Origin of the sequence: Nocardia jejuensis NBRC 103114 (genome assembly GCF_001613145.1) — a bacterium.
In the GTDB taxonomy this organism is placed as follows: domain Bacteria; phylum Actinomycetota; class Actinomycetes; order Mycobacteriales; family Mycobacteriaceae; genus Nocardia; species Nocardia jejuensis.
In genome coordinates this window covers 65,453-91,696 of sequence record NZ_BDBU01000008.1, presented here as the reverse complement: position 1 = coordinate 91,696, position 26,244 = coordinate 65,453, and the positions used below count along the sequence as shown (strand labels likewise).

At 66.3% G+C, this 26,244-nt stretch carries 24 protein-coding genes and 2 pseudogenes; 13 read left to right on the top strand and 13 right to left on the bottom strand.

Annotated features, from left to right (window positions below; genetic code table 11):
• Nucleotides 1-29: 29 nt before the first annotated feature.
• The gene (locus NJ1_RS07050) at nt 30-578 is read left to right on the top strand and encodes an SRPBCC family protein (protein ID WP_084477827.1); all 549 of its coding nucleotides are present in this window, start codon (nt 30-32) and stop codon (nt 576-578) included.
• A gap of 137 nt (nt 579-715) precedes the next feature.
• Here NJ1_RS07050 and NJ1_RS07045 read toward each other — a convergent pair whose 3' ends face one another.
• The 3 genes from NJ1_RS07045 to NJ1_RS07035 form a co-directional block, all read right to left on the bottom strand.
• A complete protein-coding gene (locus NJ1_RS07045) occupies nt 716-1,633 on the bottom strand; it encodes an SDR family NAD(P)-dependent oxidoreductase (RefSeq protein ID WP_067689089.1) in 918 nt (305 codons plus the stop codon).
• A gap of 583 nt (nt 1,634-2,216) precedes the next feature.
• Nucleotides 2,217-2,630: a nuclear transport factor 2 family protein gene (locus NJ1_RS07040; RefSeq protein WP_218025142.1), complete on the bottom strand. Its 414-nt coding sequence runs from the start codon at nt 2,628-2,630 to the stop codon at nt 2,217-2,219.
• A gap of 92 nt (nt 2,631-2,722) precedes the next feature.
• The gene (locus NJ1_RS07035) at nt 2,723-4,813 is read right to left on the bottom strand and encodes a CocE/NonD family hydrolase (RefSeq protein WP_245717254.1); all 2,091 of its coding nucleotides are present in this window, start codon (nt 4,811-4,813) and stop codon (nt 2,723-2,725) included.
• Nucleotides 4,814-5,057: 244 nt separating this feature from the next.
• On the opposite strand from NJ1_RS07035, the gene NJ1_RS07030 reads away from it, so the two are divergent.
• Complete coding sequence (locus NJ1_RS07030) at nt 5,058-6,101, top strand: AraC family transcriptional regulator (RefSeq protein ID WP_067689086.1); 1,044 nt, start codon at nt 5,058-5,060, stop codon at nt 6,099-6,101.
• A gap of 156 nt (nt 6,102-6,257) precedes the next feature.
• Nucleotides 6,258-6,644, top strand: coding sequence for a hypothetical protein (locus tag NJ1_RS07025; RefSeq protein WP_067689083.1), 387 nt, complete (start codon nt 6,258-6,260; stop codon nt 6,642-6,644).
• 119 nt (nt 6,645-6,763) lie between these two features.
• Here NJ1_RS07025 and NJ1_RS07020 read toward each other — a convergent pair whose 3' ends face one another.
• The 4 genes from NJ1_RS07020 to NJ1_RS38820 all read right to left on the bottom strand — a co-directional run bounded on the left by NJ1_RS07020 (nt 6,764) and on the right by NJ1_RS38820 (nt 10,929).
• On the bottom strand, nt 6,764-8,215 hold the full coding sequence (locus tag NJ1_RS07020; protein WP_067689080.1) for a flavin-containing monooxygenase: 1,452 nt from the start codon (nt 8,213-8,215) through the stop codon (nt 6,764-6,766).
• Nucleotides 8,212-9,834: a GMC family oxidoreductase gene (locus NJ1_RS07015; protein WP_067689077.1), complete on the bottom strand. Its 1,623-nt coding sequence runs from the start codon at nt 9,832-9,834 to the stop codon at nt 8,212-8,214. Before NJ1_RS07015 ends, NJ1_RS07020 begins: the two co-directional genes overlap by 4 nt.
• A 3-nt stretch (nt 9,835-9,837) precedes the next feature.
• A complete protein-coding gene (locus NJ1_RS07010; protein ID WP_067689075.1) occupies nt 9,838-10,479 on the bottom strand; it encodes a TetR/AcrR family transcriptional regulator in 642 nt (213 codons plus the stop codon).
• A 258-nt stretch (nt 10,480-10,737) separates the two neighbouring features.
• Nucleotides 10,738-10,929 (bottom strand): hypothetical protein, encoded by a 192-nt coding sequence (locus tag NJ1_RS38820; protein WP_218025141.1) that lies wholly within the window; start codon nt 10,927-10,929, stop codon nt 10,738-10,740.
• Between the two features lie 301 nt (nt 10,930-11,230).
• Here NJ1_RS38820 and NJ1_RS07005 point away from each other — a divergent pair, with 301 nt between their 5' ends.
• From NJ1_RS07005 to NJ1_RS06995, 3 genes are all read left to right on the top strand, one after another.
• Nucleotides 11,231-11,665 carry a VOC family protein gene (locus tag NJ1_RS07005; protein ID WP_067689266.1) on the top strand — a complete coding sequence of 145 codons (435 nt, stop codon included), beginning with the start codon at nt 11,231-11,233 and terminating at the stop codon, nt 11,663-11,665.
• A 91-nt stretch (nt 11,666-11,756) separates the two neighbouring features.
• Nucleotides 11,757-12,395 (top strand): TetR/AcrR family transcriptional regulator, encoded by a 639-nt coding sequence (locus tag NJ1_RS07000; protein ID WP_067689073.1) that lies wholly within the window; start codon nt 11,757-11,759, stop codon nt 12,393-12,395.
• A gap of 74 nt (nt 12,396-12,469) precedes the next feature.
• Entirely contained in the window at nt 12,470-13,780 is a 1,311-nt protein-coding gene (locus NJ1_RS06995; protein ID WP_067689070.1) for an FAD-binding oxidoreductase, read from the top strand.
• Nucleotides 13,781-14,056: 276 nt separating this feature from the next.
• Here the strand turns inward: NJ1_RS06995 and NJ1_RS06990 are convergent, their stop codons facing one another.
• Nucleotides 14,057-14,665, bottom strand: a complete 609-nt coding sequence (locus NJ1_RS06990; RefSeq protein ID WP_157573812.1) for a hypothetical protein — start codon at nt 14,663-14,665, stop codon at nt 14,057-14,059.
• A 340-nt stretch (nt 14,666-15,005) separates the two neighbouring features.
• Nucleotides 15,006-15,779, bottom strand: coding sequence for a MerR family transcriptional regulator (locus NJ1_RS06985; RefSeq protein ID WP_084477825.1), 774 nt, complete (start codon nt 15,777-15,779; stop codon nt 15,006-15,008).
• Nucleotides 15,780-16,404: 625 nt separating this feature from the next.
• Here NJ1_RS06985 and NJ1_RS06980 point away from each other — a divergent pair.
• The 4 genes from NJ1_RS06980 to NJ1_RS40380 all read left to right on the top strand — a co-directional run bounded on the left by NJ1_RS06980 (nt 16,405) and on the right by NJ1_RS40380 (nt 20,566).
• Nucleotides 16,405-17,082, top strand: coding sequence for a TetR/AcrR family transcriptional regulator (locus NJ1_RS06980; protein ID WP_067689260.1), 678 nt, complete (start codon nt 16,405-16,407; stop codon nt 17,080-17,082).
• A 4-nt stretch (nt 17,083-17,086) separates the two neighbouring features.
• On the top strand, nt 17,087-18,058 hold the full coding sequence (locus NJ1_RS06975; protein ID WP_067689066.1) for an SDR family NAD(P)-dependent oxidoreductase: 972 nt from the start codon (nt 17,087-17,089) through the stop codon (nt 18,056-18,058).
• Nucleotides 18,048-19,697, top strand: coding sequence for an AMP-binding protein (locus NJ1_RS06970; protein WP_067689064.1), 1,650 nt, complete (start codon nt 18,048-18,050; stop codon nt 19,695-19,697). Before NJ1_RS06975 ends, NJ1_RS06970 begins: the two co-directional genes overlap by 11 nt.
• A gap of 290 nt (nt 19,698-19,987) precedes the next feature.
• A complete protein-coding gene (locus NJ1_RS40380; protein ID WP_067689056.1) occupies nt 19,988-20,566 on the top strand; it encodes a lipase family protein in 579 nt (192 codons plus the stop codon).
• A 227-nt stretch (nt 20,567-20,793) separates the two neighbouring features.
• Here NJ1_RS40380 and NJ1_RS06960 read toward each other — a convergent pair.
• Nucleotides 20,794-21,054 (bottom strand): annotated as a pseudogene (locus NJ1_RS06960) (SbtR family transcriptional regulator); the annotation flags it as partial.
• A gap of 2 nt (nt 21,055-21,056) precedes the next feature.
• On the opposite strand from NJ1_RS06960, the pseudogene NJ1_RS06955 reads away from it, so the two are divergent.
• Nucleotides 21,057-21,878: pseudogene (locus tag NJ1_RS06955) on the top strand (NADP-dependent oxidoreductase); the annotation flags it as partial.
• Nucleotides 21,879-22,256: 378 nt separating this feature from the next.
• A complete protein-coding gene (locus NJ1_RS06950; RefSeq protein WP_067689051.1) occupies nt 22,257-22,658 on the top strand; it encodes a PPOX class F420-dependent oxidoreductase in 402 nt (133 codons plus the stop codon).
• 166 nt (nt 22,659-22,824) lie between these two features.
• Here the strand turns inward: NJ1_RS06950 and NJ1_RS06945 are convergent, their stop codons facing one another.
• The 3 genes from NJ1_RS06945 to NJ1_RS06935 form a co-directional block, all read right to left on the bottom strand.
• Complete coding sequence (locus NJ1_RS06945) at nt 22,825-23,751, bottom strand: vacuolar protein sorting-associated family 26 protein (protein WP_067689049.1); 927 nt, start codon at nt 23,749-23,751, stop codon at nt 22,825-22,827.
• Nucleotides 23,751-24,146 carry a hypothetical protein gene (locus NJ1_RS06940; protein WP_067689046.1) on the bottom strand — a complete coding sequence of 132 codons (396 nt, stop codon included), beginning with the start codon at nt 24,144-24,146 and terminating at the stop codon, nt 23,751-23,753. Before NJ1_RS06940 ends, NJ1_RS06945 begins: the two co-directional genes overlap by 1 nt.
• Nucleotides 24,147-24,477: 331 nt before the next feature.
• On the bottom strand, nt 24,478-24,906 hold the full coding sequence (locus NJ1_RS06935) for a MarR family winged helix-turn-helix transcriptional regulator (RefSeq protein WP_067689043.1): 429 nt from the start codon (nt 24,904-24,906) through the stop codon (nt 24,478-24,480).
• Nucleotides 24,907-25,021: 115 nt separating this feature from the next.
• Between NJ1_RS06935 and NJ1_RS06930 the strand changes: the two genes are divergently transcribed.
• Complete coding sequence (locus NJ1_RS06930; RefSeq protein ID WP_067689040.1) at nt 25,022-26,149, top strand: NADH:flavin oxidoreductase; 1,128 nt, start codon at nt 25,022-25,024, stop codon at nt 26,147-26,149.
• Nucleotides 26,150-26,244 lie beyond the last annotated feature (95 nt).

The following is a 26,244-nucleotide window of genomic DNA, read 5'->3' as shown; positions in this document are numbered from 1 at the left end:
TCGGCGCCAGAATTCGCCGCCAGAACCGGATGAGGCACTCGTGCACCGCACCGGCGTCCCGAGCCGCGGCAAGCAACGCGAGTCGCTCGACTCGCTGCTCCGGGGCCGCGGACTCCACGGCTCGCAGCGAAGCCCGCCGCCACGCCAGCGACCTTAATTCGGCGTCGACGCGCCTCAGCAGCTTCTTCCGGCAGCCACCGCACGCCGTCTGGCGTGCCCTGACCGACCCCGATCTGCTGCAGCAGTGGCTCCTTCGACCGACCGGCTTCGCCGCCTCCCCCGGCACCCGCTTCCGATTCACCGTCCCGGACGCACCGATCAACGAAATCCGCTGTGAGGTACTCGAAGCCCGCCCGTGCGAGCAACTCACCTACAGCTGGACGTACCCGCAGTCCGAGTACCCCGCGGACTGGATTCTCGACTGGACCCTGCACCCGCAGGGCCACGGCACCCGACTCCTGCTGACACAGACCGGATTCGACATCACGGACCGTCGGCAGAAGATGGCCCGCAACGCGATGGAGCGAAGCTGGAAGCGCAGCCTGCTGCCGAAACTCGACAGGGTGATCCACCACTGAACGACACCGTGTGGACGTTCCAGCACACGACGGTGTAGTCACCCATTCAAATCGCGCATCAGCCGAGAACACGTACGCGACGAGACGCTCGGCGCACTCGTCGCCGTCCTCGGCAACCTCGGCGGGCGGCCACGAGATCAGGCAGCGTAGGCGGCGATCAATTGTTCCGCGGTGGACCAGATCTCGGCCTCTCGCTGCGGGTCGTACGATTCGCCCGATGAGGGTGCCGGGCGGTCGCGATCGACGTAGGACCCGGTCGGCGCTGGAATGTCTCCGAGAACCACACCGGCGAGATTGCGTCCGGCGGCAGCGCGGGTGGCGGCAAGCGGAGTGAGGGTCAAAGCCGGAAGGACGCGGCGCATCGCGAAGCGGGAGAACGGGTCCGCGTGGCGCGCCAGATCGGTCCCCGGCACGAAACCGGGATTGAAGGCGATGGCCTCGACTCCGGTGGGCAGGCGGCGCGCGTACTCGTGGACGAGGTAGATGGCGGCCAGCTTGCTCGTGGAGTACGCGGTGCGCCCGGCCGCGGTGGTGGCAGGCTTGGCGAATGCGGCTGTGCGCGAGAGGCTGTCCGGCGAGTGCCACTCGGGGCCGGGCACCATACCCAGGTTGTGCCGGAAGTCGCCGAAATGCGTGTCGCTGACGGTCAGCACGATTCGGGCGGGGACGGTGAAGCGGTTCTGCAACAGACGAACGAACAGATGGTTCGCGAGGACGTTGACCGCGAACGTCGACTCGAATCCGTCCTCGGTCTCGGTGAGCGCGTTGGTGTGCTGGATACCCGCGTTACCGACGAATCCGGCCAGCGGAGGCAACTCACCGGCGTCGAGTCGGCGTCCGATCTCTTCGGCGCCGGACCGAACACTGGCGAGCGACGCGAGATCCACCGCGACGTGCGACACCGAGTCCGGGCCCAGTTCCTCCGCGACCCGCGCACCCGCGTTTCCGCGCGCGACGACGACCAGGTGCGTGTCCGGGGACCCGTCGAGTATGAGTTCCGCAGCGACGCGGCCGATCCCACGGTTGGCGCCGGTCATCACGATGGTGGATTTCATGGGTGACTCCTTCGCGAGCGGACCAGGACTTGCGCGAGCCTAGCGCCGACGAACCTCACCCGCACTCGTGAAACGATCGAAACACGCTCTGGCCGTGCGCGTTCGGCGACTGGTCCGAGCAGCACCAGCGCATCGAGAACGTCCGCGTGGGCGGCGGGAACGTCGACCTGCCTCACCGAGCCACCGGCGGCGGGGGTGCGCAGGTGCTCGCCAAGCGCCCACTTCAGCTATCTTCGGGAAATCAGTGACTGGTTTGTGCCTCACTACCGCCAATCCGTGCCATCACAGCCGGTTGATCATCTCTCCCCCACCATCATTCGATACCTTCATTCCTGGGTGAACTGTGCACGTCTGCGGCGTACACCATGCGCGGTTATCGACCCGCAGCCGCGTTTCAGTTCATCCGGGTCGTCTCGTCCAGCGACCCTTGTGGTATTTGCCCCTTTGCAACCGCAACGCACGAGGGTGGGTATCGCGCCTGAAGGTAGTTCGACGGCCGGCGGATCACGGCGGGTGCACCCGCACGAATCCGCCGGCCCGAACCCGCGATGAACCTTGCGAACACGACCGCTGCACTGCCGCACTACTTTTCGCTCAGCGCGGACGACACGGCCGAGGTGTCGAGGTAGTACGGGCGGAACTCGGTGATCAAACCATCCCGAAAGCTGATCCATTGCAGTAGCGACGTCTTCAACGTCCGTCCGCTCTGTCGAGCGCGCAGCCGCCCTCGACTGAAGACCACGACCCGCTCACCATCGACGACGAACTGCTGCTCGTCGAACCACAATCCGTCCCAGTTCTCGCCCATCACCGCAACGAACCGCCGAAACCCCTCATGCCCAACCCATTCACCGCCATAGGGCAGACTCGGCGCCTGATACATGACAACGTCCGGTGCCAAATACGCGGCCATCGCCTCGAACTCGCCACCCTCGGTGAGGTAAGCGGCCTCCGCCGCATAGAAGGCTCTCAGAGTTCTCATCGCATCGCCTGTCATACGTCCGATCCTCACAGCCGGCCGTCCCTGTCACTGGCGGGATTCCGACCTCGCGATTCGACAGCCGTCCCGCATCGCAACCGGCGCGCGGGTCAGTCCGGGATAGGTGCGGTCAGGGCGATATTGATCCAGCTGGGCTCATCGGGATCCAGCCGCAGGTGTTCGGGTTTCACGCCGGAGTCGGCCACGAACATCAGCGGCGGCAGGCCCTTGGGGAAGTTGCTCGCGTAGACATCGACACGCAATCGGTGTCCGGTCTGCAGCACCGCGTCGATCGGGGTGGCGGCGATGTCGAGGGTGACGGGCGTACCGGGGACGGTGGGCTGGCGTCGATCGAGGTCGAGGAAGTAGTGCGGATCGGTGTAATCGCCGTTGGCGGAGGTCTTGCTCGCCGAGTCGTCGATCTGGCGCAGCGAGGCGACGAGCTGTCCGGTCGCGATCTCGTTGGAGCTGCCGTCGGGGGCCACATCGTTGACTGTCGCCACCCAGTAACCGTCGGCGGCGTCGTGAACCACGTTGAGGTGCACGTTGATCGGGCCCGAGACGGTAGTGGCCTCGGCGACAGGGCTGCTGGTGAAGCTCAGTCCGTTGTGCTCCCAGATTCGGGAGTCCTTGCCGCAGGCGTCGAGGATCGCCGTCGCACCGGCGGTGATCCGGGCGACATCGCGGCCGCAGATGCTCAGCAGGCCCGGCGCGACGGTCAGGTCACGCAGCTGCGACTGCCGCGGGTTCTGCGAAAGCCCACCGTCGTAGAGCGAGCCCGCGGCGGTGCCGGACGGTGTGTCGTTCAGGTACACGCGCCGGTAAGTGGCCTCGGTACGCGGGAACTCCGACGCGTCGGTCCAACCGCCACCCTGCTGCTTGACCACGATCGGCGTGTAATCCTCTATGCCGTTGTCGATTCCGCGCAGCCAGTGGTCAAACCAGGCGCGCTGCAACACATCCAGCCGCGGAGGCATCCCCGGATGACCGAAACCGGTCACGCCGGAACCGAGATGGTAGCCGTCGCCCATGATGAGCTTCTTCTGCTCGGCCGGCAGCGGGATCGCGTTGAACGTATCCGTCGGGCTGGTGCCGAAGATGTCGAACCACGCGCCCACCATGAAGGTCGGCACCCGAATATTGCCGACCTTGGCCTCGAGACCCTGCCGGAAGGGCGAATTCGGATCCATCAGACCGCGGGTCTGCGGAGTCAGCTGGTCGGGTGTCAGCGCGGTGTAGGCGTTCGCGACCATGTCGACCAAAGTCAGCGGGTCGGCGATGCGATCCTTCAGCCACTGCAATTGCTGTGCGGGATCGAACTTTCCGACCGCCAGGGCGGTGACATCAGGAATCATCTTGAGCGCGTTGACACCGAGCAGCCACGGCACCAGGAAGCCGACGCCGACCGCGCCACCGGGTCCGGCGATATCGTCGAAGATGTCGGCGCTGCCTTCATAGGCGAAGACGGCCTTCAGCCCCGGCGGCATCCGGTCGGTCGCCTCGAGCGCGCTGATCGCGGTGAAGGAGATCCCCATGGTCCCGACATTGCCGTCGCTCCACTCTTGCCGGGTGATCCAATCGATCACCTCGGCGACATCCTGCTTCTCGCGGTCTCCGAATACCTGCCAGTTGCCCTCGGAGGTGCCGGTACCGCGCAGGTCGACCTGCACCAGCGTGTATCCGGCCTCGGCGAGCGCCCAGTCCTGGGCTGCGGTTTCGATCGCGCCGGAGTCGGCCTGGCGGGTCAGGTCGAACAACCCATCGATTCCGACCCCGGGCAGGTTGATCGAGGAAATCCAGTCTTCGAGAGGCTTTTTGATGCCGAGGCCGTCGACAGAACTCAACAGCGCCTGCCCGATGAGGATCGGGAGCTTGCCGTACCCCTGCATCTGCAGGATCACCGGGCGGCGGCCATCAGCGCGCAGCCCGTTACGGGCCGGATGGATGATGTCCGCCTTGAGAACGGTGCCATCGCTCATCGTGATCGGCACCGCCAGATCGGGCGCGACACCGTTGTACGGCTGCGGTCCGTTCAACGCCGAATTCCATTGTGCCGCATGATCGCCACCGTCGATCGCGGTGAACCCCCCGCTCGGTTCACCGAATGCCACCGGCACCAGGAACGGTGCGCTCGCCAACGCCACCGATGCCACCACCATGCTGCGCACCGCGAACCGCTTCGTCCGCTTCCCAGGCCTCATATGTGTTCCACCTCTCATCCGGTCCTGAGCCAGATTGTTGCTACCGATCAGTAGTGCGGACTCGTTCCTGGGCGACATACTTTTACCCCAGCGCGACACCGGCAGTGCCACTTGTTGATCACCGCATACATCCGGGCCGCTGAAACCGCAGATTGTGGCTGAGACAATTGCCGTGCGATCTTGTCGCGAGGCACCACACTGGATACGCTGCTGAACCAATTCTGGAGTGGTTGGGGGGTTGCCGATGCCGGTCATGGGGCGTGCGGCGTTGTTGCGCGGGTATCGAGAGCTGGTCGAGGAACTCGGGGGCGACAGTGCCGCGTTGCTGCGGCGTTTCGGTGTCGCACCCGAGGCGTTGGATTCCGATGAGGCGGTCGTGACGGCGGAGTCCATGGGCTGGGCATTGGAGGTCGCCGCGACCGAATTGGACTGTCCCGACCTGGGTTTACGCCTGGCCGAACGCCAGGACTTCAGCATGCTCGGTCCGCTCGGCGTCGCTGTGCTCAATGCGCCCACCGTCGGAGCGGCACTGGTCTGCGCGCAGCGTTACCTGTTCACCCATCACGCCGGCCTCTCCGTCGAGTTGTGCGCCGATCCGGAGCATCAGCCCGGCGTGGTCGCGATGAACTATCGCGACATCGCGGAGGTGAGTACCTTCAGCCAGTGCATCGACCACGGCGCGGGTGTTCTGCATCGGCTCCTGCGCCACAGCGTCGGCAATGCCTACGGACTACGGACGGTGTACCTGCCGCATCCACCCCGGGCCCCCGCCTCGCGCTATGCCGAATTCTTCGGTGCCGAAGTGCGATTCGACATGCCCACGACCCTGCTCCGCCTCCCGGCCGAGCTGCTCGCCCGTCCCGTTCTCGGCAGCGATCCGATGCTGCACACACTCGCAATGGACTACCTGGCCCGCAACTACTCCGACCTCGACCGCACCATGACTGCCCGGGTCCGCCTCGCCATCGACCGCGCCCTCCTCGAATGCACGGCCGACATCTCCACCGTCGCCCAGGCGCTGCATACCGGACCCCGTACGTTGCAACGCGCATTGGCAAGCGAGGGAACCACTTTCACGACCGTCCTCGATACCGCACGACGAGATGCCACCTACCGATTGCTCTGCGAAACCGACCTTCCCATGGGTCGCATAACCGCCCTCGTCGGCCTCCGGGAACAATCCGCCCTCACCCGCGCGGTCCGCCGCTGGTACGGCCGTACTCCCCAGGAGGTTCGCACCGAAGGCCGAACACGCCAGCGACATCACCTGGGATCGCCGTTCCGGTAGCTCGCCACCTCGACCCGATCGGCGCGCGGGCGGCACGCCGTCGAGCTCGAATCACATTCGAGATACTGGCGTGTCACATTCAGGGAATGGCAACACTGGTGGGCGCGCACCGTTCGCGGCGCGCGCACAAGGCTGCCCACAGGGAGATGATCGGCAATGTTCAAGTCTCGGCGTTCGGCGTTCGTCGCCACCGCACTCACCGCATCGGCCGCGGCGCTGCTGTGCACCGCACCGCAGGCCTCGGCCGCTGTCACCAGCGTGACCGTTACCTCCACCAGCGGCGGCAAATACGGCACCGGCTGCCCCTACAAGGTCACCGTCAAGGGCACCGCGAACGAATCCATCTGGCTCTACGACAGCGCCACCTCCACCTTCACCCCCCAGCAGTTCACCCTCGACACCACCGGCACGAGTACCTCGACGTGGACCCCGACCTCCACCGGCACCCACTACGTCCAGGCCTGGTCCTACAACGGATCACAGTGGGCGACACTCGAAGTCGGCACCGGCACCAACCTCGGCAGCTCCTGCCTCGTCAGCTGACCCCGAGACGTCCCCACAGCCACGGGCGACAGGGAAGGGTTCGTGCGGTCAGCGGCAATGCAGTGCATTCGGCGGCGCCCATTCGAACCCTATTCTGACACTCGGGGACGTGCTCACCCTCACGTCACGATGTAGTCCGTCGGGTCGAAGCGGGCGGTCATGCGGCGGAGGCGACGCGCCGACCAGGGCCAGGAGAAGCCGTTGCGGCCGTTCTTGTCGAAGTAGTAGCTGCGGCATCCGCCCGAGTTGTAGACCGTGCTCTGTAGCGCGGCCTGGACGTCGTTGTTGAACTGCCGCATCACGTGTGGCCGGACTTCCAGCGATACCGCGCCGCTGCGCCGCAGATGAGCAAGTGCCTGAACCACCTGCTGCAACTGGGACTCGACGATCAGGAACCCCGACGCGACGGCCGACACATTGGGCCCGAAAATGATGTAGAGGTTCGGAAAGCCGGGCACCGTGGTCCCGAGGTAGGCCTGTGGGCTGCCGTCCCAGTGCTCGGACAGACTGCGACCGTCACTGCCCCTGACCCTGCCCGCGATCGGCATGTCGAGGATCTTGAATCCGGTCGCCATGATCACCACATCGACGTCGGTCTTGGAATTGTCCTCTCCGATAAGGGTATTCCCGCGAACGGCGCTCAGGCCGGTCGAGACAACAGAGACGTTCGGGCGCGCGAGCGCCGGGTAGTAATCACTCGACATCAGCAGCCGTTTGCAGCCGACCGACCACTCGGGCGTGAGTGCGGTGCGCAACGCGGGGTCGTCGATGGCCGCGTGGATGTTCTGCCGACCGACCCACTTGAAGGCCGCCTGCCCCCAGCGATGGTTGAACGCGATATTGGTGAGTTCGAGAATCAGTTCCTCACGCCGACGGTTGAATTCGTGAACCCACCTGAGGCGGTGCACACCCAGGCGTCGCGCGAGCCGGGACGGCGAGGGCTCCATCTTGGGCACCACCCACTGCGGAGTCCGTTGCAGGACATGGAGTTCGGCCACCTGCTCGGCAATGCTGGGCACCACCTGGATCGCCGAGGCTCCGGTTCCGACGATCGCCACCCGCTGGCCGGTCAGGTCGACCTCATGATCCCAGCGCGAGGTGTGGAACACCGGTCCCGGGAAGGAGTCGAGGCCGTCGATGTCGGGCAGGCTCGGCTCGTGCCATGGTCCGGCGGCGGCGACGAGCGAACGGGCGCGAATCTCGCCGTCACTGGTGTCCAGCACCCAGCACCGCTGCGGCTCGTCCCAGCTCGCCTCGAACACCTCGACCCCGAGACGCAGATGCTCGCCGACACCGAAGCGATCGGCGGTCTCTCGCAGATAGGACAGAATCTCCGGCTGCGGAGCGAACTTTCGACTCCAGTCATCATGGGGTGCAAAGGAATACGAGTAGGCGATCGAGGGGATGTCGACGGCGCACCCCGGATAGGTGTTGTCCCGCCACACGCCACCGACGCTGTCGGCCTTCTCCAGCACCACGAAGTCGGTGATCCCCGCCTCGCGCAGCGTGATCGCGGTGCCGAGACCTGAGATACCGGCGCCGATCACGGCAACCTCGAACAGGGGGGTCATGCGTTCTCCAGAACCAGTTGGGCGGCGCGCTCGCCGATCATCATCGACGGTGCGTTGGTGTTGCCGCCGGGAATGGACGGCATCACCGATGCGTCGGCGACGCGCAGCCGCTCGATGCCGCGCACCTTCAGTTCGGGGTCGACCACGGCTCGTTCATCCACGCCCATACGACATGTGCCGGTCGGGTGATAGACGCTCGAAATCCGACGGCGTGCGTCCTCTCGGTCGGCAGCGGGCGTGGTGCCGGCGCGCCCGGGCGCCACTTCGGCGCGGACGTAGGACGCGGCCCCCGGGTGTGCCATCGCCTCGCGGACGATCTCCAGTCCCGACATCAGCACGTCGAGATCCGCCGATGCGCTCAGGTAGCGAGGGTCGATCACGGGCGCGACATGCGGATCGCGAGAGGCCAGCCGAACCGTGCCCGAGCTCTCCGGATAGAGCAGCACCAGATAGATCGTGAAGCAGGCGCCATCGATGTCGGGGTGAACTCCCGGGATGGTGGCGTCTGCGCCGCGGCGACCGAGCGGAGTAGCGAACAACTGCAGATCGGGAACGGCGTCGGCGAACTCCGACCTGATGTGAGCGATGCCCTCCATGTACGAGCCCGCCAGGAAGGTCGAGTTCGCCCGCAGGCGCTCCCTGGCCATCGCGGCGACGAACTTCGCCGGACTCAGGATCGGACCTTCGGTCACGTTGTAGACCACCGGGACAACGGCGTGATCCTGCAAGCCCTCCCCCACCGGCAGATCACTCAGTACCGAGATCCCGTGTTCGGCCAGGTGCGCGGCCGGTCCGATTCCGGAGAGCATGAGCAGTTGAGCGGTGCGGAACGACCCGGCGGTCACGATGACTTCCTGGTGCGCGACAACACGTTCCGTGCCTCGCTTGGTGGCGACTTCGACGCCGACGGCGACGCCTTTCTCGATCAGAATCCGCGTGACCTGCGCGCCCGTCCGCACCCGCAGGTTCGGCGGTGCATCGCGCAGGTACGCCTCCGCGGAGCTCTGACGACGCCCGCCGGCCGCGTTCCACTGGGCGAGCGAGACGCCCTCCTGTTCGGCCGCGTTGTAGTCGGCGTTGCGGGCGACTCCCGCGGTCGTGGCGAGCGAGTCGAGGAAAGCTTCGCTCACCTCGGCGAGATTGCGCGCACGGGTGACGCCGATCGGGCCCGAGCCGCCGCGATAGTCGTTCGCGCCGTCCTCGAACGCCTCCATGCGCTTGAAGATCGGCAGCACGTCCGCGTGACCCCAGCCGACGCAACCCGCTGCCGCCCAGTCGTCATAGTTCTTGTGGTGCCCGCGGGACCAGATCATCCCGTTGACGGCGCTGCCGCCGCCCAGTCCGCGCCCGTGCATCTGCGATACCCGGCGCCCGGCGGCATCCGGCTGCGGGCTGGTGCGCGGTTGCCAGGTGACACTGCGCTGCAGCGCGCCGACCCCGTGCATCGCCCCGACCATGCCTGGCACCCGGACGAGCCGAGAGTCGTTGCGGCCGCCCGCTTCCAGCAGCAGGACCTCGGCACCGGAATCGGCGATCCGGCGTGCGGCGGCCGCTCCGGCGCTGCCGCCGCCGACCACTATGTAGTCCGCGGATGTTTCGTTCGGTAATTCTCGAGCCATGAGTTACTTCTCCTTGTCGGATCGCTCGACGGCGACGGACGGGTAGTTACGGCGAAGCGCGACAAGGGCATTGCTCAACTCGATCGCGGCTTTCAGGCGAGCGTCCTCGCGCTCGGGTCGCGGCAGGACTTCGCGCAGGACGGCCTCGCCGTCGAACATGTGCACCAGCGAGGTGCCCATCAACCGGAGCACCGCGGGATCGACTCCCGCGCCCACCGAGGGCACCACCGCGAGCTCGTCGACGGCGGCGTAGAGCCGGGCCGCCACCGGAGTGAGCTGCTCGCGCAACTCGGCGTCCGTGCGCGCGGCGATCAGCAATTCGAACCAGACCGCGTTGATCTGCGCTCGCGACTGGTTTCGCGTCAACGCGAGCATCTCTTCGACGGGCGCGTCACCCAGGGCCAGAAAGCCCGCGAGGTGCCGGCGACCGACCTCTTCGGCGACCTCGACGACCAACGCGAGTCGCGAGTCGAAGTGGCGGAACAGCCCGCCCTTGGATACCCCTGCCCGGGTGCAGATCTCGGCGAGCGAAGCACGGTAGTAGCCGATCTCGGTGATTGTCTCGATCGTCGCGTCCACCAACGCTGCCTTCGTCGATGCCGTGCGCTCCGCCTGGGTGCGGCGCCCGTGCTGGTTCTCGGTCACACAGCAGATTGCAACCAATCGGTCTCTAAATGTCAATAGAGCGAAGGTTATTGGGGGACAGAAACATTCGATCGCCGCCGCTATGTCGTCGAGGGGCGAAAACTATCTCGGTGACCGGGACTCGCCCTTGCCACAATGCCGGATCCCGGGCCGCACGGAGACTCTGCGACGTCGGACATGTTCGCGGTCACCGTCTCGACGGCCTGGTTCGAAACTCCCGTTGTTGAACGCGGGAGCAAGTCCGGGCCGCAACGACTTTCAGTGCGACCGACCGCGAAGCTCCGCATCGAGCGAGGTCTGCGAGTAGGTCATCGCTTCGATCGCGCCGGGATCGCTCGCCGCAGCCGCAAACTGCTCCGCCGGAATATCTTTCACATGCGCTTGGATCCACCAGATATTGCCGAACGGATCGCGCACCTGGAACCGCTGTCGGCCAGCCCGTTCGGACAACCGACCACCGCACGGGTCGCGGCATGAGCGGATATCCGCGTGCACCGGACTCGGTTCGCAATACGAAGCGCGGTGCTCCGATGCTGCGTGAAGCGATAGTTTGAACCGGCACGATGCGGCACCCCAAGCCTGTGATCTGCGGTGACCGTCCTCACATATCGAGACTGTTATGTTCCGGAACTTGAAAGTTCCGTTTTTTGGTCGTACGTTTTGATCATGCCCCCGATTCCCTGGGAAGCACGGTTCACGGAACTCGAGAGCTCTGCATCACCTGAACCCACCAATGGAGAAGGAGTACGAGATGAAGCTGTCCATCAACGACATCATCCTGGGCGTGGACGACCTCGAACGCGCTGTCACCTTCTACCGCGCCATGGGAATGAAAGGCCCGGGTATCCAGGGCGCAGAACTCCCCGGCGACGAGACCATCCCGGCCGGGGCGGTCGGAGTGTTCGAGATCGCCCCGGGTGTGATCCTGTCGCTGTTCCCGCGCGCCGAACTGGCCAAGGCCGCCCGGGTACCGCGTGAGAAGCTCGCCGGGACCGGCGGCACCCTTGGATTCGCCGTGGGCAGCCGCGAGGAACTCACCGAGATCCTCGACACCGCGCAAAAGGCCGGTGGAACACAGGTCGGAGAGCCGCATCTGCACCCGTGGGGCTTGTTCTCGGGCTACTTCGAAGACACCGAAGCCAACCTGTGGGAGATCTTCGTGCCCCCGGCCCCGCACCCGTCCTGACGCCCCCGGCACCGCTGGATGCTGATCACCCCTCGTTCGCGTGAGTCTCACGTTCCGTTCACTCCCGCCGACCGCACTCAGGAGACCTGCCATGGCCGAAGACCCGACAGCGCAAGCGATCCGGCGAGAGCCCTCACCCCGCGGTCGTCGTCGTGATTCCTCGCGTGATGACGCAATCCTGGACGCGGCCCTGGAAGTGCTGGCCGAACAAGGCTACGACCGCATGAAGATGGACCAGGTCGCCGCGCGTGCCAAAGCCGGAAAAGCCACGGTCTACCGCAGGTGGGCGTCCAAGCAGGACATGCTGATCGAGGCGGTCACTCGGCTCGGGGACAACCAAGTCGATATCGACATCCTGCCCGACACCGGAAATTTCCGCGGCGACGTGCTGGCCCTGCTGCGCCCAGAAACCAGCGACGAGGCCCAGCACCGGATCACGGTGATGGCCGGGCTCGCCACGCTGCCAGCGAACGAGCACCCCGTGCTCACCCGGGCCGCGCACACCGCAGGCACGCAACCCTGGATCGTGGTGATGCACACCCTCATCGAGCGCGCGATCGCGCGCGGTGAGGTCGCCGAGCCCGCCGACCTGGACATGGTGGCCGCGGTCCTGCCGATGATGATGGCCTATCGGGTCTCGATCGAGCGTGAGCCTTTCGACCACGATCTGGTCGCTCGAATCCTGGACACCGTGCTGCTGCCCGTCCTCGGTCTCGCAGCACCCGGCTGACCTGCCCGGGCGTATCTCGTACGCGCGACTCGTTCGAACTTGCTGCGGCACAACACAAGTGGAAGGCGTTTGAGATGGACATCGAGACTTTGCGCACCACCCTCCACGGCACCCTGCACCTGCCCGGCGAACCCGGATACGCGGGAGCCGCCCAGCCGTGGGAGTTGACCATCACCCAGGCGGTCGCGGCCGTGGCCGACGTGGCTGATGTCCACGACATCCAGGAGGTCGTGAGGTTCGCTGCGGCCACCGGTCGGCGCGTGGTCACCCAATCGACCGGGCACGGCGCGAGCGGCGGTATCGACGGGGAGATTCTGCTGCGCACCCGCGCTCTGGACCATATCGAGATCGACCCGACCGCACGCCTCGCACGGGTCGGGGCCGGAGCCACCTGGGGTCAGGTCCAGACCGCGGCCGCCGCGCACGGGTTGAGCGGACTGGCCGGGAGCAATCCCAGCGTCGGTGTCACCGGCTACACCCTCGGTGGTGGAATCGGCTGGCTCGCACGCAAACACGGCTGGGCCTCGAACGCGGTCCGCGCCTTCGACATCGTCCACGCGAGCGGGGGCACCGCGCGGGTCACCGCCGAATCGGACCCCGACCTGTTCTGGGCCCTGCGCGGTGGTGGCGGTGACTACGCGATCGTCACCGACCTCGAGTTCGACCTGTTCGATACCCCGCAGATGTACGGCGGTCAGATGATGTGGCCCGACAACCGAGCCCGGGAGATCTTCGAGGTGTTCACCGACCTCACCGCCGCCGCCCCGCCCGAACTCTCGATCTGGTTCGAACGCTTCGCGATTCCCGGCCTCGCCCCGACCGCCGGGGTGTTCTTCGCCTACCTCGGCGACGAGAACCAAGGCCGGGCCTCGACCGCGCGCCTGGACACGATCGACGGCATCCTCACCGACACCCGCGCCATGCTGACCCCGGACCAACTCGGGCGGATCGCCGCCGAACCCACCGAGCCCAGCCACTCCCTCGCCGCGCACGAGATCCTCACCGACCTCGATGACGCGGTCATCAAAACCCTCGTCGAAGACCCGGTCGCACCCGCACTCAACATCGAGATCCGCGGCCTCGGTGCCGCTTTGGCCGAGAACCAGCCCGATGGCGGCGCTCGGGGAGCGCTCCGCGAACAGTATGTGATGTTCCTACGTGGGCTCCCCCTTCCCGGCCTGCGCGACGACGTCGAGGCCCGGTTCGCCGAGATCACCGCCCAACTCGGCGCGCACCGCACCGGCGGTAAGCTCTACACCTTCCTCGCCCCCGAAGACACTGCCGGCGCTGCTTTCGACCACGCCACCCTGACCCGCCTCCGCCACATCAAACAAGCCCACGATCCCCACGGGACCTTCCACGCCAACTACCCTGTCCACCACTGAACACCCACCCCCGCAGCACTGCCCCAACCAACAGATCGCAAGCAGTGGATGTTGGTGGCCGTCGCTGGCACTCTTCGACATTGTCCGTAGGTCCAACCTTCGCCCTCGCCAACGCCGCACAAGCCCATCGCTATGCCGAGACGATGCCCTCTGCGGGACAGCTCGTTCTGACCGTCCTCGTCAGGATTCCCTGGGACACAACACTATCCACTCCCGCACGCCGTCGCCGACCGGTTCCACCAGTGCGGTATGCGCTGCGGGCTTACCGGCGATCGTCTACGAGGTCGAATAGAACAGACCCCACCCGCGACGCTGAGCCTCCTTCAACACGTTCACCCAGTCTTCGAGCAAAGCAGCCCACTCGTCGAAACCTTTCTGCCGGTACGAGTACCCGAGCATTTCCGCCTCGACCGCCGGGCGCAGCTCTTCGAGTCGGGTGATACAGACACGCCCGCGGTCGAGCAACTCCGTGACTTCTCCCGGCGAGCACGCCATGGCAATGGTTTGCGTTCCGACCGCGGGCAGCCCGGACGACGCAGTCAGATCTTCGTCGTAATCGAAGTCTCCGAGCAATCGGATGATCAGCCCGCTGACATGCCCGATGAGATCAGGCGCTGCGTCTGGCCGTTCACGTACGTGCTGCCAAAGGTCGACGAGACCGAAATGGTCCTTGTACAAACCACCGGAAGCGCGGCCACGAAAGACACATCGGGCGTACCACGAATCCGGAGTCAGCGGCCAACGCAGGTGAAATGGTTCGCGCTCGTCGGAGTCCTCGTCCGCGAACGAGTCCCAGAGATCGGCGTTCCACGCACGTCCCCGCTGGGCTATCTCCTCTTGGACGCGATCCCAGTCCGCGATGTACACGTCGATGTCCATGGCCATGGTTGAATCCTCGCCGGACGATCCCGCCACATCAAACCGATTCTGCCGGCAGGCGGGCGAACGGCATTCCGGGGGAACACAACCGATACGAGCCGGGCCGTACAGCGACGATCTCATGGGACGGGCGAGCGCATCGCGCTCTACCCGTTGCACTCTCACTCACTCCCTCACACTCGCACCCCGTTTCACGACCAGACCCCCAACCTGCGGGAGTCGAACCTCACCGGGAGGAAATACTTGCACTGGGACTTCGACTGGGACGAGTGAATCCCATGTCCCTCGCGACTGGCCGGGCAGGCGTTTTCCGACCGAATCGGTTGTGCCATAGGGGTAGTCGGGTTCAGTGACCCTCACGGTGTCGGCAGTTCGCCAGGATCGCGTCGTGAATGTATCGCGAAAGTCCCGACGCCATATCGTCGTAGTTCAGACCGAGTCGGCGGTTGGCGCGATACTCCTCGGCCAGGCGTCGATGGGTGTCGTAATCGCAGTCGTGGAACCAGCGCTCGAGGTGCAGACGTTGTCGTTCTGCGAGTTCCATGACGGTCTGATCGTCGGCCGGAGTACCCGCGTGCATGGCATCGGCGAGGCCTTGGTGAATCTCGCGCTGTTCGGTGCGGATGTCGAGCCAATCCTGTTTGCTGTAGTGCGCGGTACGTTCCCGGCGCTGTGCGAATTCGGGGGTATGGCCCCAGCGGCGCTCGGCTTCGTCGGCGGAGTCGATGAGGCGGTCGCCGCCGAATACCTCGAGCCGTTCGGCGGGGGTGAGCGCGATCCCGGCCTTACGGGCGGCCAATTCCTTGTCGATCAGGGCGACCATCGCCCGATGCCGTGCGATCCGCTCGCGCAACAGATCGTGCTGGCGACGCAGATGGTCTTCGTCGGACAGGTTCGGATCGTTCAGCACGGATGCGATGTCGTCGAGACCGAGATCCAGCTCGCGATAGAACAGAATGCGTTGCAGCCGTTCCAGATCGGTGTTGCTGTAGAGCCGATATCCCGTCGCGCTACGTCCGCTGGGCCGCAGCAGACCGACCTCGTCGTAGTGATGCAGCGTTCGAACCGATATGCCGGTCAACTGAGCAACCAGGCCGACGGTGTGTTCGATGGGTTCCATGCCTGTCACTGTGCCGCCTCACGCGGCGGGAGGGTCAAGGCGCAATCATCGGCTGGCCAACAGCAGCGACGGGATCCGCTCATTGTCGATCGAAATCGCCTCAGCCCGTGGCTCTTCGGGCTTTCGATCTAACCGTTCCGGCCGACTCGCCACGCGGCATTTCTGGATGTCCGACAGGCGAAGGTCGCGATAGGCTGACGCGACATCGTGGTGAGGCCACACCGCCGGAGGGTATCCCCGATGCGGTCCTCACCCAGCACGCGCCGGTCGCCGCGGTGATGTGCGTGTTCATGCGTGCGTTCCAACAAAACAAGCCGGAGCACCCCCGTATCCGGACCAGGAGTCCGCTGCCTACTGCTCAGCCAGGCTTCTGAGTCCGTTCAGAGGCCCCGGATCTCCGCTGTCCATTGATCTTCCACTGAGACGCGTCGCCTGGACCGATCTGCGCATACGGTCGTTCAGCGCGTTCGTCGGATGCAGGTTCCAGGGGAACGCTCTCACGACCCTCCGGCGGAGTCACTGTGCGAGACGCACGAAATTGAATGTGATTCAACTTTTCCATTGACCCGGCTCCCGGACACCCGCTACCGTCCAATTTGAATCTGATTCAAGAACTGGAGGCGTGGTGGTCGGTAATCGGCGGGGTGAGGCTTCACGAGCCGGCCTGCTGCAGGCGGGGCGGGTGGCGTTCGGCGGGCAGCGGTACGAGGAAGTGTCGATCGTGGATCTGGCGCGCTCGATCGGCGTGGCGGCGGGGTCGATCAGCTACCACTTCGGGGGCAAGCGGGGCTTCTATCTGGCGGTGATCGAGCAGTTCGCCGACGAATTCTGGAGTGACCTGCTGCAGATGCGCGGGCCGGCGATCGATCGGCTGCATCGAGGCGTGGACAAGCTGCTCGATCAGGCGCAGCGTCAGCCGGATGCGTTCCAGGCCTTGATCGCCGATGTCGCCGACGCGGAGGTTCGCCTGATTCACGATCGGCATCGCCAGCGCATCGCCGACGCACTGGCGGTCGAGATCACCGGCACCGAGTCCACCCCGGTGCTGCGCGCCGCGATCAACGGCTGCATGGCGTTCATCGAGCGAATCGTGCTGGATTGGACTCGCTCCCAAGAGATCTCGCGAGCGCAGGTCCGCGATCTGATCGTCGCGAACTTCTACGGCGCCCTGCTCGGCGCGGTGCGCGCCGATCCCGGGATCGAGCTGAGTCAGCGCGTGATCGACGCGGTGCTCTCGGATCCGAACCTGATGTCTTTCATCGGATTTCCCTCGATGACCCAATCCGCAGATACAACGGAGTAGATCGATGCAAACCCCAATCCCCGACGGCCCCTCGCGCATGGTGCATCATCCCATCGCCCGCGGCGTGGCCTGGCTCATCGGCCCGCGTGGCCTGCGTGACGACGCCCGGTTGTACCGCGAGGTCGGCGGCAAGGTGGTTGTCATCACCGGCGCCTCCTACGGCGTGGGTGAAGCCACCGCGCGGCTGTTCGCGCGCGCCGGCGCCCAGGTGGTGCTGGGCGCTCGCTCACAGGATCGGCTGCACGAGATCGAGCGCGAGATCAAAGCCGAAGGCGGGCATGCCTTCTCCTATCCACTGGATCTGAACAGCGAGGAATCGGTCTCGGAGTTCGCGGCATCGGTCCTGTTCGATCTCGGCGGAGTCGACTACCTGATCCATAACGCGGGCAAGTCGATGCGCCGCTCGATACATCTGTCCTACAACCGGCCCAAGGACATCGCGGCGACCTCGGGGGCGAACTACATCGGCCCGATGCGGTTGACACTGGCCCTGTTGCCCGCGATGCGCGAACGCGGACGCGGGCACATCGTGAACGTCTCGACCGTCGGGGTCATGTTCCCCGTGGTGCCCAAGTGGGGGTTCTATCTGTCGTCGAAGGCGGCCTTCGACTGGTGGATGCGCGCGGTCGGAATGGAGGCGCGGACGGACGGGGTCACCTTGACCACGTTCTACGCCGGGCTGATGCACACCCGAATGAGTGCGCCCAGCCGCTGGATGCGGCTGTTGCCCGGTCAAACTCCCGACGACGCGGCGCGGGTGCTCGCGCGGGCGGTGGTGGGCAAGCCGCGCACGCTCACCCCGGTCTACGGGCATCTCTCGGCGGTTCTGGTTCCGCTGCTGCGCCTTCCGAACGAAATACTGCTCGGATTCCTCTATCGATTCCTGGGCGACACTCGAACCTCCCTGGCTCGGGTGCAGACCGGCCCCGAGTTCGCCGCCGAGCCGAAGTCCGAGGTGGGCTCCCATGTCGGCTGAATTCGGGAACATCGTGCGACAGTGGGCCACCGCGGTACCCGCGATCGCCAAGTCGGGCGCGCTCACCCCGGTCGGCCCCCGCGCCCTGGCGGCTCTGGCGGGAAGCTATCGCCGCTATGGCCCGTCACCGGCAATGCTGCTGGCGGCCAGCGCGATTCGCTATCCGGACCGGGTGGCGGTGATCGACGAACGCGGACAGCTGACCTACCGGGAGCTGCAGCGGCGCTCGGAAACGATAGCGGCGGCGCTGTTCGCCTACGCCCCGGGCGTGCGATCGGTGGGCATCGTGTGCCGCAATCACCGCGGATTCGTCGAAGCACTCGGCGCGGGAGCGCAACTGGGCGCGGAGCTGATCTTCATCAATACCGAGCTGCCGGCGGCGCAGCTGCGGGCGATCCTGCATCGGCACAACCCCGACGTGCTGATCTTCGACGAGGAATACGCCGAAACCGTCGAGGCTTCGGAGTTCGGCGGCCTGCGCGTGCTGGCGTGGCACGAATCCGGCCCGACAGCGGACCTGCGGACGTTGGACGATCTTGCCGGGCAACGCCATCCGATGCCGCCGCCGGTGCGGCGGCCGGTGAAGCTGACCTTGCTGACCTCGGGCACCACCGGATTGGCCAAAGGGGTGCCGCGCGCGGTGAAACCGCTCGCGCTCGCCCTGGTGACCGTCACCGCCATGGCGACGGTTCGACTACGCTCCCGCGACCGTGTGCTGGTCGCCCCGCCGTTCTTCCACGGTTTCGGCCTGGCCGCCCTGCTGGGACCACTGGCACTGGGCGGAACCGCGATCTGCCGGCGTCGCTTCGACGCCCGGGTAGCACTCGATGATGTTGCCCGGCATCGGGTTTCGGTGGTCTTCGCGGTTCCGGTGATGCTGCAGCGCCTGCTGGCCGTGCCCGAGGTGCGCGAAGCCGCGGCACGCTCCACGATCCGGCTCATCGTGACCGGCGCCGCGCCGATTTCCCCGGCGACGATCTCGGCCGTGCACGAGGTGTTCGGCCCGATCCTGATCAACGGTTACGGATCCACCGAAGCGGGCGTGGTGAGCATCGCGAGTCAGGCCGAGTTGGTCGCCGCGCCGAACACCGCCGGGCGTCCGGCGCTGGGTGTATCGGTGCGGATCCTGCGGCCCGACCGGAGCGTCGCGGCGACCGGAGAGACCGGGGAGATCTTCGTGCGCTCCGCGCTCGAATACACCGGATACACCCCCGAGGTGGCTGTGCGGACCTCCGGCAAGGAGGTGATCGACGGCCACGTCAATACCGGCGATATGGGCCATGTCGACGCCGCCGGAAAGCTTTTCATCGAGGGGCGATCCGACGACATGATCGTCTCCGGGGGCGAGAACGTGTTTCCCGGTGAAGTGGAGAACCGCCTGTCCGAGCATCCCGGCCTCACCGACGCCGTGGTCGTGGGTGTACCCGATCCGGAATTCGGTCAAGCCCTGCACGCGTTCGTCGTCGCGGCCCCCGGTGCGACCCCGCCCACGAAAGACGATCTCAAATCCCACCTGCGCGCCGAGCTCGAACGCTACAAGGTACCCAAACAATTCACCGTGCTCAGCGAGATTCCGCGCAATGCCAGCGGCAAGGTGCTGCGCGCGCAACTGCCCGTACCGAACGCTGCCTCGACGTAGAGGAATTCCCATGGCGAGAAGCCACACCCGGCACAGCAGGCCCACCGCCTCCTGGCCGACCGACAGCGCCGGTTCACCGGGCGAGCTGTTGCGAGCCGAGCCGATGACGGCGCGAATTCTCGGAGTCGCACTGTCCGCACGAGCCTGGCGCGTGCACTACCGATCGACATCGGCGACCGGTGAACCGACCATCGTCTCGGGAACCATCCTGATTCCCGCCAGACCCGGAGCCGTCGGCGAGGTCACCCCGCTGCTCGGATTCGCGCCTGGCACACAGGGATTGGCGCCCAATGTGGCCGCGCTCTCCCGGCAGCTCAGTTGGGGCGTGGAATACGAGGCGTTGTTCCTGGCCGCCGCCCTCGCCCGGTTTCGACAGCGCCTATCCGGAACTGCAACTCGACCGGTACCTCAGTCCGTTCGGCCGCCGGATCGCCGCGCTGTACCGGCGCAGCCACATCACCGCGGCCATCGCCGGCGGAGTCCTGCTACCGAAGAACCGGCACCGCTATCTCCGCGAAGACGTACTGCTCCAGCCGGATTGGGTTGCCAGGCTCCAGGAGAACAATCTCGGTGAGATCGCGCCGGCCGCGCCCGTGCTCATCGGACACGGACGTCAGGACCAGGTCATGCTCTATCGCCACAGCCGGGTACTGACGGACCGGTGGCGGCGACTCGGCGCCGATGTGCACCACCATCAGATCCGTTTCGGCGAACACCTCACCGCCGCAACACAATTCGCCAGAGCCGGATTCACATTCCTGGCCACACACTTCGACCGGCACCGATCCAACCGTTTCGTCACAGGTCAGGTCGGCTTCGCCGACGGAGGTTCGGAAGCAGCGCTGCTCGGCGACCGTCATTGGCGGTAGCTCGAGCGGGAGCGGCCGTTGCCTCCGGATCGCCCGCACCGATGCACCGCAACAACTCCTCGACGACCGTGCGGGTGGCGCTCGTTCCGATATCGTTCATGCCCACCATCCTGTTCGCCACGGTACGCATCGTCGATTACCCGCGAGGTAATGCATGCGCGGAGTGGCCGGGCGGTGGCCTCCCCCTGAGATCGAGGCGCGGGAAGCAACAACGCGAGGGAGCCTCCTCACTCTCGGACAGGCCGGGCGGCGGGACGGAGGCTGTCCATCAGAAGGTCGAGCAGGCGACCGGCTTTGGCTTCGTGCGCGGGACGGGGGGCGACGGAGAGGATGCCGAGGAGCAAGTCGGCTATGTCTTCGGCGGTGACGTCGGATCGGAGGTCGCCGGCGTTGCGGCCGGCATCGAGAATCAACGTGATCGCCGCCAGTAGTTCGGTTCGGGTTTGTGCGTGGGCGATTTCGCCGGCCTCGATCATCGCGAGCAGGGTGGGTCGCCGCCGCCGGGCTGAACCCGATGGACTGGATCATGACCGCCGACGCGGAGTCCGCCGCTCGGTTCGGATTGAGCCTGCCCACCGGGTTCGGGACCGACTACGCGGGAGTGGTCGACCAGATCGGCGACGGCGTGACCGGTTTCGCGATCGGCGACCGAGTGTTCGGGGGCGCCCTCTCTCGCGCGGTCGCGGACTTCGTGGTGGTGGACGCGGCCGGTGAGACGGCTGCGAATGAGGCGTATCACACCCCCGACGGGGTCGACGACCCCACGGCTGCAACCCTTTTGATCGCAGGCCGCACGGCATCCGCCGCAGTCGCGGTGGTCTCCCCCGGCCCGGACGACACGGTGCTGATCGGCGGCGCGGGAGGCGGAGTCGGGGTTTTCGCCGTTCAGCTCGCCCGGATCACGGGAGCGCGCGTGATCGGGACGGGATCGGCAACCTCGGCCGATTCCCTGCGTGAACTCGGGGCCGAGCCGGTCGCCTATGGCGACGGCCTGGCCGACCGCGTCCGAGCCCTCGCGCCCGGCGGCGTCACCGCCGCCATCGACCTGCACGGCACCGAAACAGTGCACGTCGCAAGGGAACTCGGCGTCCCGGACGCCCGCATCTGCACCATCGCCACACAGGTCGACGGCGTACCGTCGGCCAGCGGCGCGAATGCCGCCCCCGGCGCCGTGGACGAGTTGGCTCGCCTGGTTGCGGCAGGCCGACTCCGGGTGCCGATCGGAGCACGCTTCCCGATCGAGAAGATCCGTGACGCGGCCGAGCTGCAAGCGGGCCGACACGTGCAGGGCAAGGTCGTCATCGACCTCTGAACGAAGGCCTGTCGATTTCGCCGGGTACAGCCGCGAATCCTCTCGGCCGCAATGGATTCGGACGGTACGACAGGGACCGGCCCCGAGGGCTCGACTCCACGGCGGAGATCGACCACACCCGGAGCTCGGCGGGCACCGTCATAACTCGACAGGTGAGCACCAGGTCCACCACGTCGATGCACGCGAATGGGAGTGGCCTTGCGGACGGGCGAATGGAGGGATGGCAGCGCCCGTTCGGTCAATCGGCATGCGGCTTGCCGATTCGAGCGCGGTCCGATCACGGCGCAGCAAAATCTAGCAAGGCTAGACAGAATAGCGCGCTCCTGCTATCTTTGCTCCATCATCTAGCGACGCTAGACATCGGATATGGGAGCTGTCATGACCTTCACCAGCAACGAACAGACGTTTCTCGCCGAGGCCGGGATCGGCCGCCTGGCCACGGTGTCACCTGGCGGCGTCGTCCAGAACAACCCGACCAGCTATCGGGTGAACGCCGACGGCACGGTCGACATCGGGGGTATGCGGATGCGCGGCAGCCGCAAATTCCGCAATGTCGAGGCGGGCAGCCGGGTGTCTTTCGTTGTCGATCAGCAGGTTTCACTGGATCCGTACGTGATTCGCGGTGTCGAGGTCAGGGGGACGGCAGAGGCGCTCGAGGACGAGGAGCCGCCGTTCCCGCCGCAGGAACGTGCGGTCATTCGAATTCGCCCCGAGCGGATCATTTCCTGGGGCATCGACGGTGGATCGTTCGATTTCACCAGCCGCGACGCCACGCAGTAGCGAATCGCCCGAGTCTCCCCCGGCGCCGGTATCGGAGTCCTCGCCATGCCCACCCGCTCGGCACCCTCCAACACCTACGAATAAGACTGCCGCCGTGCCGATTACGGCAGCCGACCGTCCCGCACGCGGGATCGAGGTGTGCGGCCGGACCTGCCCGGCCGCGAAATCACCCCGTGTACACCACAATCCCCTTCTCGGCCCGCTCGATCCCTCCGGTCGCCCCCGAGAACTCGACCTTGATCTGAACGAACCAGTTGATCGAGGAGTGCACCGCCTCGGTGGTCGGGTCGAGATCGGTGGGTAGGGTCAGGGCAAACGGAAACTCCATCCGCTGCCCCGCGATGAACTGCACGCCTTTGGCGAAGGTGGTCATCGGGCGGATGAACGCCTCGGTCGGACTGCCGATCGTCTTCGAGACCGGGTGCGACTCCTGGACCCGCTGGAACCAGCCCGCGACCAGAGCGGTGCGCCCCGGGGTCTCCGGGGAGACGACGGCGATCACACCGCGCACCTCCTCACCGGCTTTGTAAGCGCCCTTCTCCGTGGTGATTTCGAAGTCGAGCGTGCTGTTCAGCGCACGGGTCTTCTGGATCAACGGCAGATCCGCCGAGGCCGGGAGCGGGTCCGGAGGGCCGATCAGAACCGTCACCGGCGTCTCGATTCGGACGTTCTTGCCGGAGCGCTCGACGTCCAGCCGCAGTTGCCAGCGGACCACGTCCTTCGAGGAACCAGGAGACCACGACGGCAGCCGGACCTGAACCCGGTGCTGCCCGGCATTCAGGGTGCCCTCGATCAGGGGCAGTGGCTCGGCCAGAACGTGCACCCACTCGTCGGTGTCTTTTTCCGAGCCGTAGTCGGTGCCGACCTGGCCGATCGTGAGCAGCGAGCTGTTGTCGTGATTGAGCGCGGCATCGGCCCGACCGGCCCAGCGATACCGGAATCCGTTGACGTAGCCGAGTTCGACCGATGCCGCCGACACCTTGTCCAGCGGTTCGTCCACGGTCACTGTCGCGGTGATCGTGTCCGTGGGGTGATACGGGCCGTCCGGGCTGAGGGTGACACTCGCGCCCTTCTTACGGCTGAACAGACCCATCACCCCTGCTTCCCGGCGGCCTTGCGGGCCTTCAGCTCGGCTTGGAAGGCGGCGTACTCCTCGGGATTGTTCTTCTTGTGCATCGCGCGCACCGGCCAGAACAGCACATAGAGAATGCCTTCGAAGAGCTTGCCGATCAACCACACCGGCCAGAACAGCACGAGCAGCACGAGCCAGGCCGGATAGATCAGGATCAGGCAGAACTGCAGGAACTGCTTGATCCCGGCCGGGTATCCCTCGGCTTGGGAGAGCAGGAATTTCGGATTGGCCGCGGCTGCGGCCCGGCGGGCCCAGCTGGGCTGGTCCGCCACCGCCTGCTGGGCGGCACTGACGTCCGGTTCGCGCTCGTCGGCGGTGGCGCCGCGTTGCGGTCGGGGAGGTTCGGGAACAGTCATGAGTATTCTCCGGGCTATCGACGGAGGGCCAGCTGGCCGACTACAAAAATGCTCTCATTTCGCCTTCTCCCGAGGCAGCCGAATGAGCAAATCTCGATCTAGATAGACATCTCGCCGCCCACCCGGGACCAGGCCGAACGACGCCCTCGAGGCTGTCGGCGGGGCCGAGGCGACCCGCAATCGCCAGCTATCGGAACAGGCCGACCTGCTTCGCACGGCATCGACAGTTCGGAGGTCGCGGCCGGACCTCACTGCCGGGTGCCGAGTCCGATTGTCGCCACACGCCCCGGGCGGTCGCCGAGTTCGCGGATGTCGGTGCGGCCGCGGCCGCTTACGACGGTTGCCCGAATACCCGTTCCAGCAAGGCGGACAGGTGGTTTCGATCCTCGGCGCCGAGTCGGTCCAAGCCCTCACGAGTGGTGTGCATCTTCGCGCGGATGGCGTCGGTGATCTTTTCGCCCTGCGTCGTGATGACGAGGTTGGTCACGCGGCGGTCCGATGCGCTGACTTCGCGGCGGACCAGTCCGCGCTTCTCCAGGCGGTCGATGATTCCGGTGACGTTGGAGGCGTCGCAGGCCATGGTGTCGGCCAGCGCGCGCATGGCGATGGGACCTCGGCGCAGGACCGTCAGCGCTTTGCCTTGGCTGGCGGTGAGGTTCTCACTCGCCGCCGCGAGCGTGAACTCCCCGTAGTACACCCCGAGTGCCACCGAGAGCAGCTCCATGAGCTGGGCGTTGTCGACCTGGGGAGCTTCTGCCATACGAACCACCCTATCCGCAGAAACTTGACTATCTCAAATATTCATGTCTAGCGTAGGCCGCATTGCTTGAAGTTCTCAACCATCTAGGTTGATAAGTAACTACGAGGAGCCTCCTGTGATCGTCACCGCGTCCGACTACGCCCGCACGGCCCAGGTTTTGTCACGGCCCGTCACACTGAACGGCCTCACCGTGCCGAACCGCATCGTGATGGCGCCGATGACCCGAATGTTCTCCCCCGGTGGCGTTCCCGGTGAGGATGTGCGCTCGTACTACGCCCGCCGCGCAGCGGCCGGCGTCGGCCTGATCGTCACCGAGGGCACGTACGTCGGCCATGACTCGGCCGGGCAGTCCGATCGGGTGCCGCGGTTCCACGGCGAGGACCAGCTGGCCGGATGGGCGAAGGTCGTGCAGGACGTGCACGCGGCGGGCGGCAAGATCGTGCCGCAGCTGTGGCACATCGGCATGGTGCGCAACGACGGCGACGGCCCCTTCGTCGACGCTCCCGCGGTGGGCCCCTCCGGAATTCGCGTCGACGGCACCGAGCCCACCGGCCGCGCGATGACCCGCACCGATCTGGACGATGTCATCGGCGCGTTCGCGCAGGCCGCCGCCGACGCCGAGCGCATCGGCTTCGACGGCGTCGAACTGCACGGCGCGCACGGCTATCTCCTCGACCAGTTCCTGTGGTCGCACACCAACCGCCGCACCGACTCCTACGGCGGAGATGCCGTGGCGCGCACCACGTTCGCGGCCGAGATCGTGGCGGCGGTCCGCGCGGTCGTCTCCCCCGAGTTCCCGGTGATCTTCCGCTATTCGCAGTGGAAGCAGGAGGCCTACAACGCGCGCCTCGCCGAAACCCCGCAGGAACTCGAGGCGATCCTCGCCCCGCTCGCCGCGGCCGGCGTGGACGCCTTCCACGCGTCCACTCGCCGCTACTGGCTGCCGGAGTTCGAGGACTCGGATCTGAATCTGGCGGGCTGGACCAAGAAACTGACCGGCCTGCCCACCATCACGGTCGGCTCGGTCGGCCTCGATGGCGATTTCCTGCGTGCGTTCACCGGCGTCGGCGCCGAACTCGGCAACCTCGACAACCTCGTCGACCGCATGGAGCGCGACGAGTTCGATCTGGTCGCCGTGGGTCGTGCGCTGCTGCAGGATCCGGAGTGGGCGGCCAAGGTGCTGGCCGGTCGGATGGACGAGCTGAAGCCGTACGACGCGGCGGCGCTGAACACACTGAGCTGACCGGCTGCCGGCGTGGGACACGGCGACCACCGCGTAGTTCAGCGGTGAGGACGACTGCGGTGTCATCGCCGGCGATGGGCTGACAAGTTACTGCC

Excerpts from the sequence above, each read along its gene's own strand:
- NJ1_RS07025 (WP_067689083.1), top strand. The coding sequence starts at position 6,258 with ATGTTCAAGTCTCGGCGTTCGGCGTTCGTCGCCACCGCACTCACCGCA.
- NJ1_RS06985 (WP_084477825.1), bottom strand. The coding sequence starts at position 15,779 with ATGGAACCCATCGAACACACCGTCGGCCTGGTTGCTCAGTTGACCGGC.
- NJ1_RS07040 (WP_218025142.1), bottom strand. The coding sequence starts at position 2,630 with ATGACAGGCGATGCGATGAGAACTCTGAGAGCCTTCTATGCGGCGGAG.
- NJ1_RS40380 (WP_067689056.1), top strand. The coding sequence starts at position 19,988 with ATGTGGCCGCGCTCTCCCGGCAGCTCAGTTGGGGCGTGGAATACGAGG.
- NJ1_RS06940 (WP_067689046.1), bottom strand. The coding sequence starts at position 24,146 with ATGACTGTTCCCGAACCTCCCCGACCGCAACGCGGCGCCACCGCCGAC.
- NJ1_RS06970 (WP_067689064.1), top strand. The coding sequence starts at position 18,048 with ATGTCGGCTGAATTCGGGAACATCGTGCGACAGTGGGCCACCGCGGTA.
- NJ1_RS07050 (WP_084477827.1), top strand. The coding sequence starts at position 30 with ATGAGGCACTCGTGCACCGCACCGGCGTCCCGAGCCGCGGCAAGCAAC.
- NJ1_RS06935 (WP_067689043.1), bottom strand. The coding sequence starts at position 24,906 with ATGGCAGAAGCTCCCCAGGTCGACAACGCCCAGCTCATGGAGCTGCTC.
- NJ1_RS06945 (WP_067689049.1), bottom strand. The coding sequence starts at position 23,751 with ATGGGTCTGTTCAGCCGTAAGAAGGGCGCGAGTGTCACCCTCAGCCCG.
- NJ1_RS07035 (WP_245717254.1), bottom strand. The coding sequence starts at position 4,813 with ATGAGGCCTGGGAAGCGGACGAAGCGGTTCGCGGTGCGCAGCATGGTG.
- NJ1_RS06995 (WP_067689070.1), top strand. The coding sequence starts at position 12,470 with ATGGACATCGAGACTTTGCGCACCACCCTCCACGGCACCCTGCACCTG.
- NJ1_RS06950 (WP_067689051.1), top strand. The coding sequence starts at position 22,257 with ATGACCTTCACCAGCAACGAACAGACGTTTCTCGCCGAGGCCGGGATC.
- NJ1_RS07045 (WP_067689089.1), bottom strand. The coding sequence starts at position 1,633 with ATGAAATCCACCATCGTGATGACCGGCGCCAACCGTGGGATCGGCCGC.
- NJ1_RS07015 (WP_067689077.1), bottom strand. The coding sequence starts at position 9,834 with ATGGCTCGAGAATTACCGAACGAAACATCCGCGGACTACATAGTGGTC.
- NJ1_RS06990 (WP_157573812.1), bottom strand. The coding sequence starts at position 14,665 with ATGGCCATGGACATCGACGTGTACATCGCGGACTGGGATCGCGTCCAA.
- NJ1_RS07020 (WP_067689080.1), bottom strand. The coding sequence starts at position 8,215 with ATGACCCCCCTGTTCGAGGTTGCCGTGATCGGCGCCGGTATCTCAGGT.
- NJ1_RS07000 (WP_067689073.1), top strand. The coding sequence starts at position 11,757 with ATGGCCGAAGACCCGACAGCGCAAGCGATCCGGCGAGAGCCCTCACCC.
- NJ1_RS07005 (WP_067689266.1), top strand. The coding sequence starts at position 11,231 with ATGAAGCTGTCCATCAACGACATCATCCTGGGCGTGGACGACCTCGAA.
- NJ1_RS06975 (WP_067689066.1), top strand. The coding sequence starts at position 17,087 with ATGCAAACCCCAATCCCCGACGGCCCCTCGCGCATGGTGCATCATCCC.
- NJ1_RS07030 (WP_067689086.1), top strand. The coding sequence starts at position 5,058 with ATGCCGGTCATGGGGCGTGCGGCGTTGTTGCGCGGGTATCGAGAGCTG.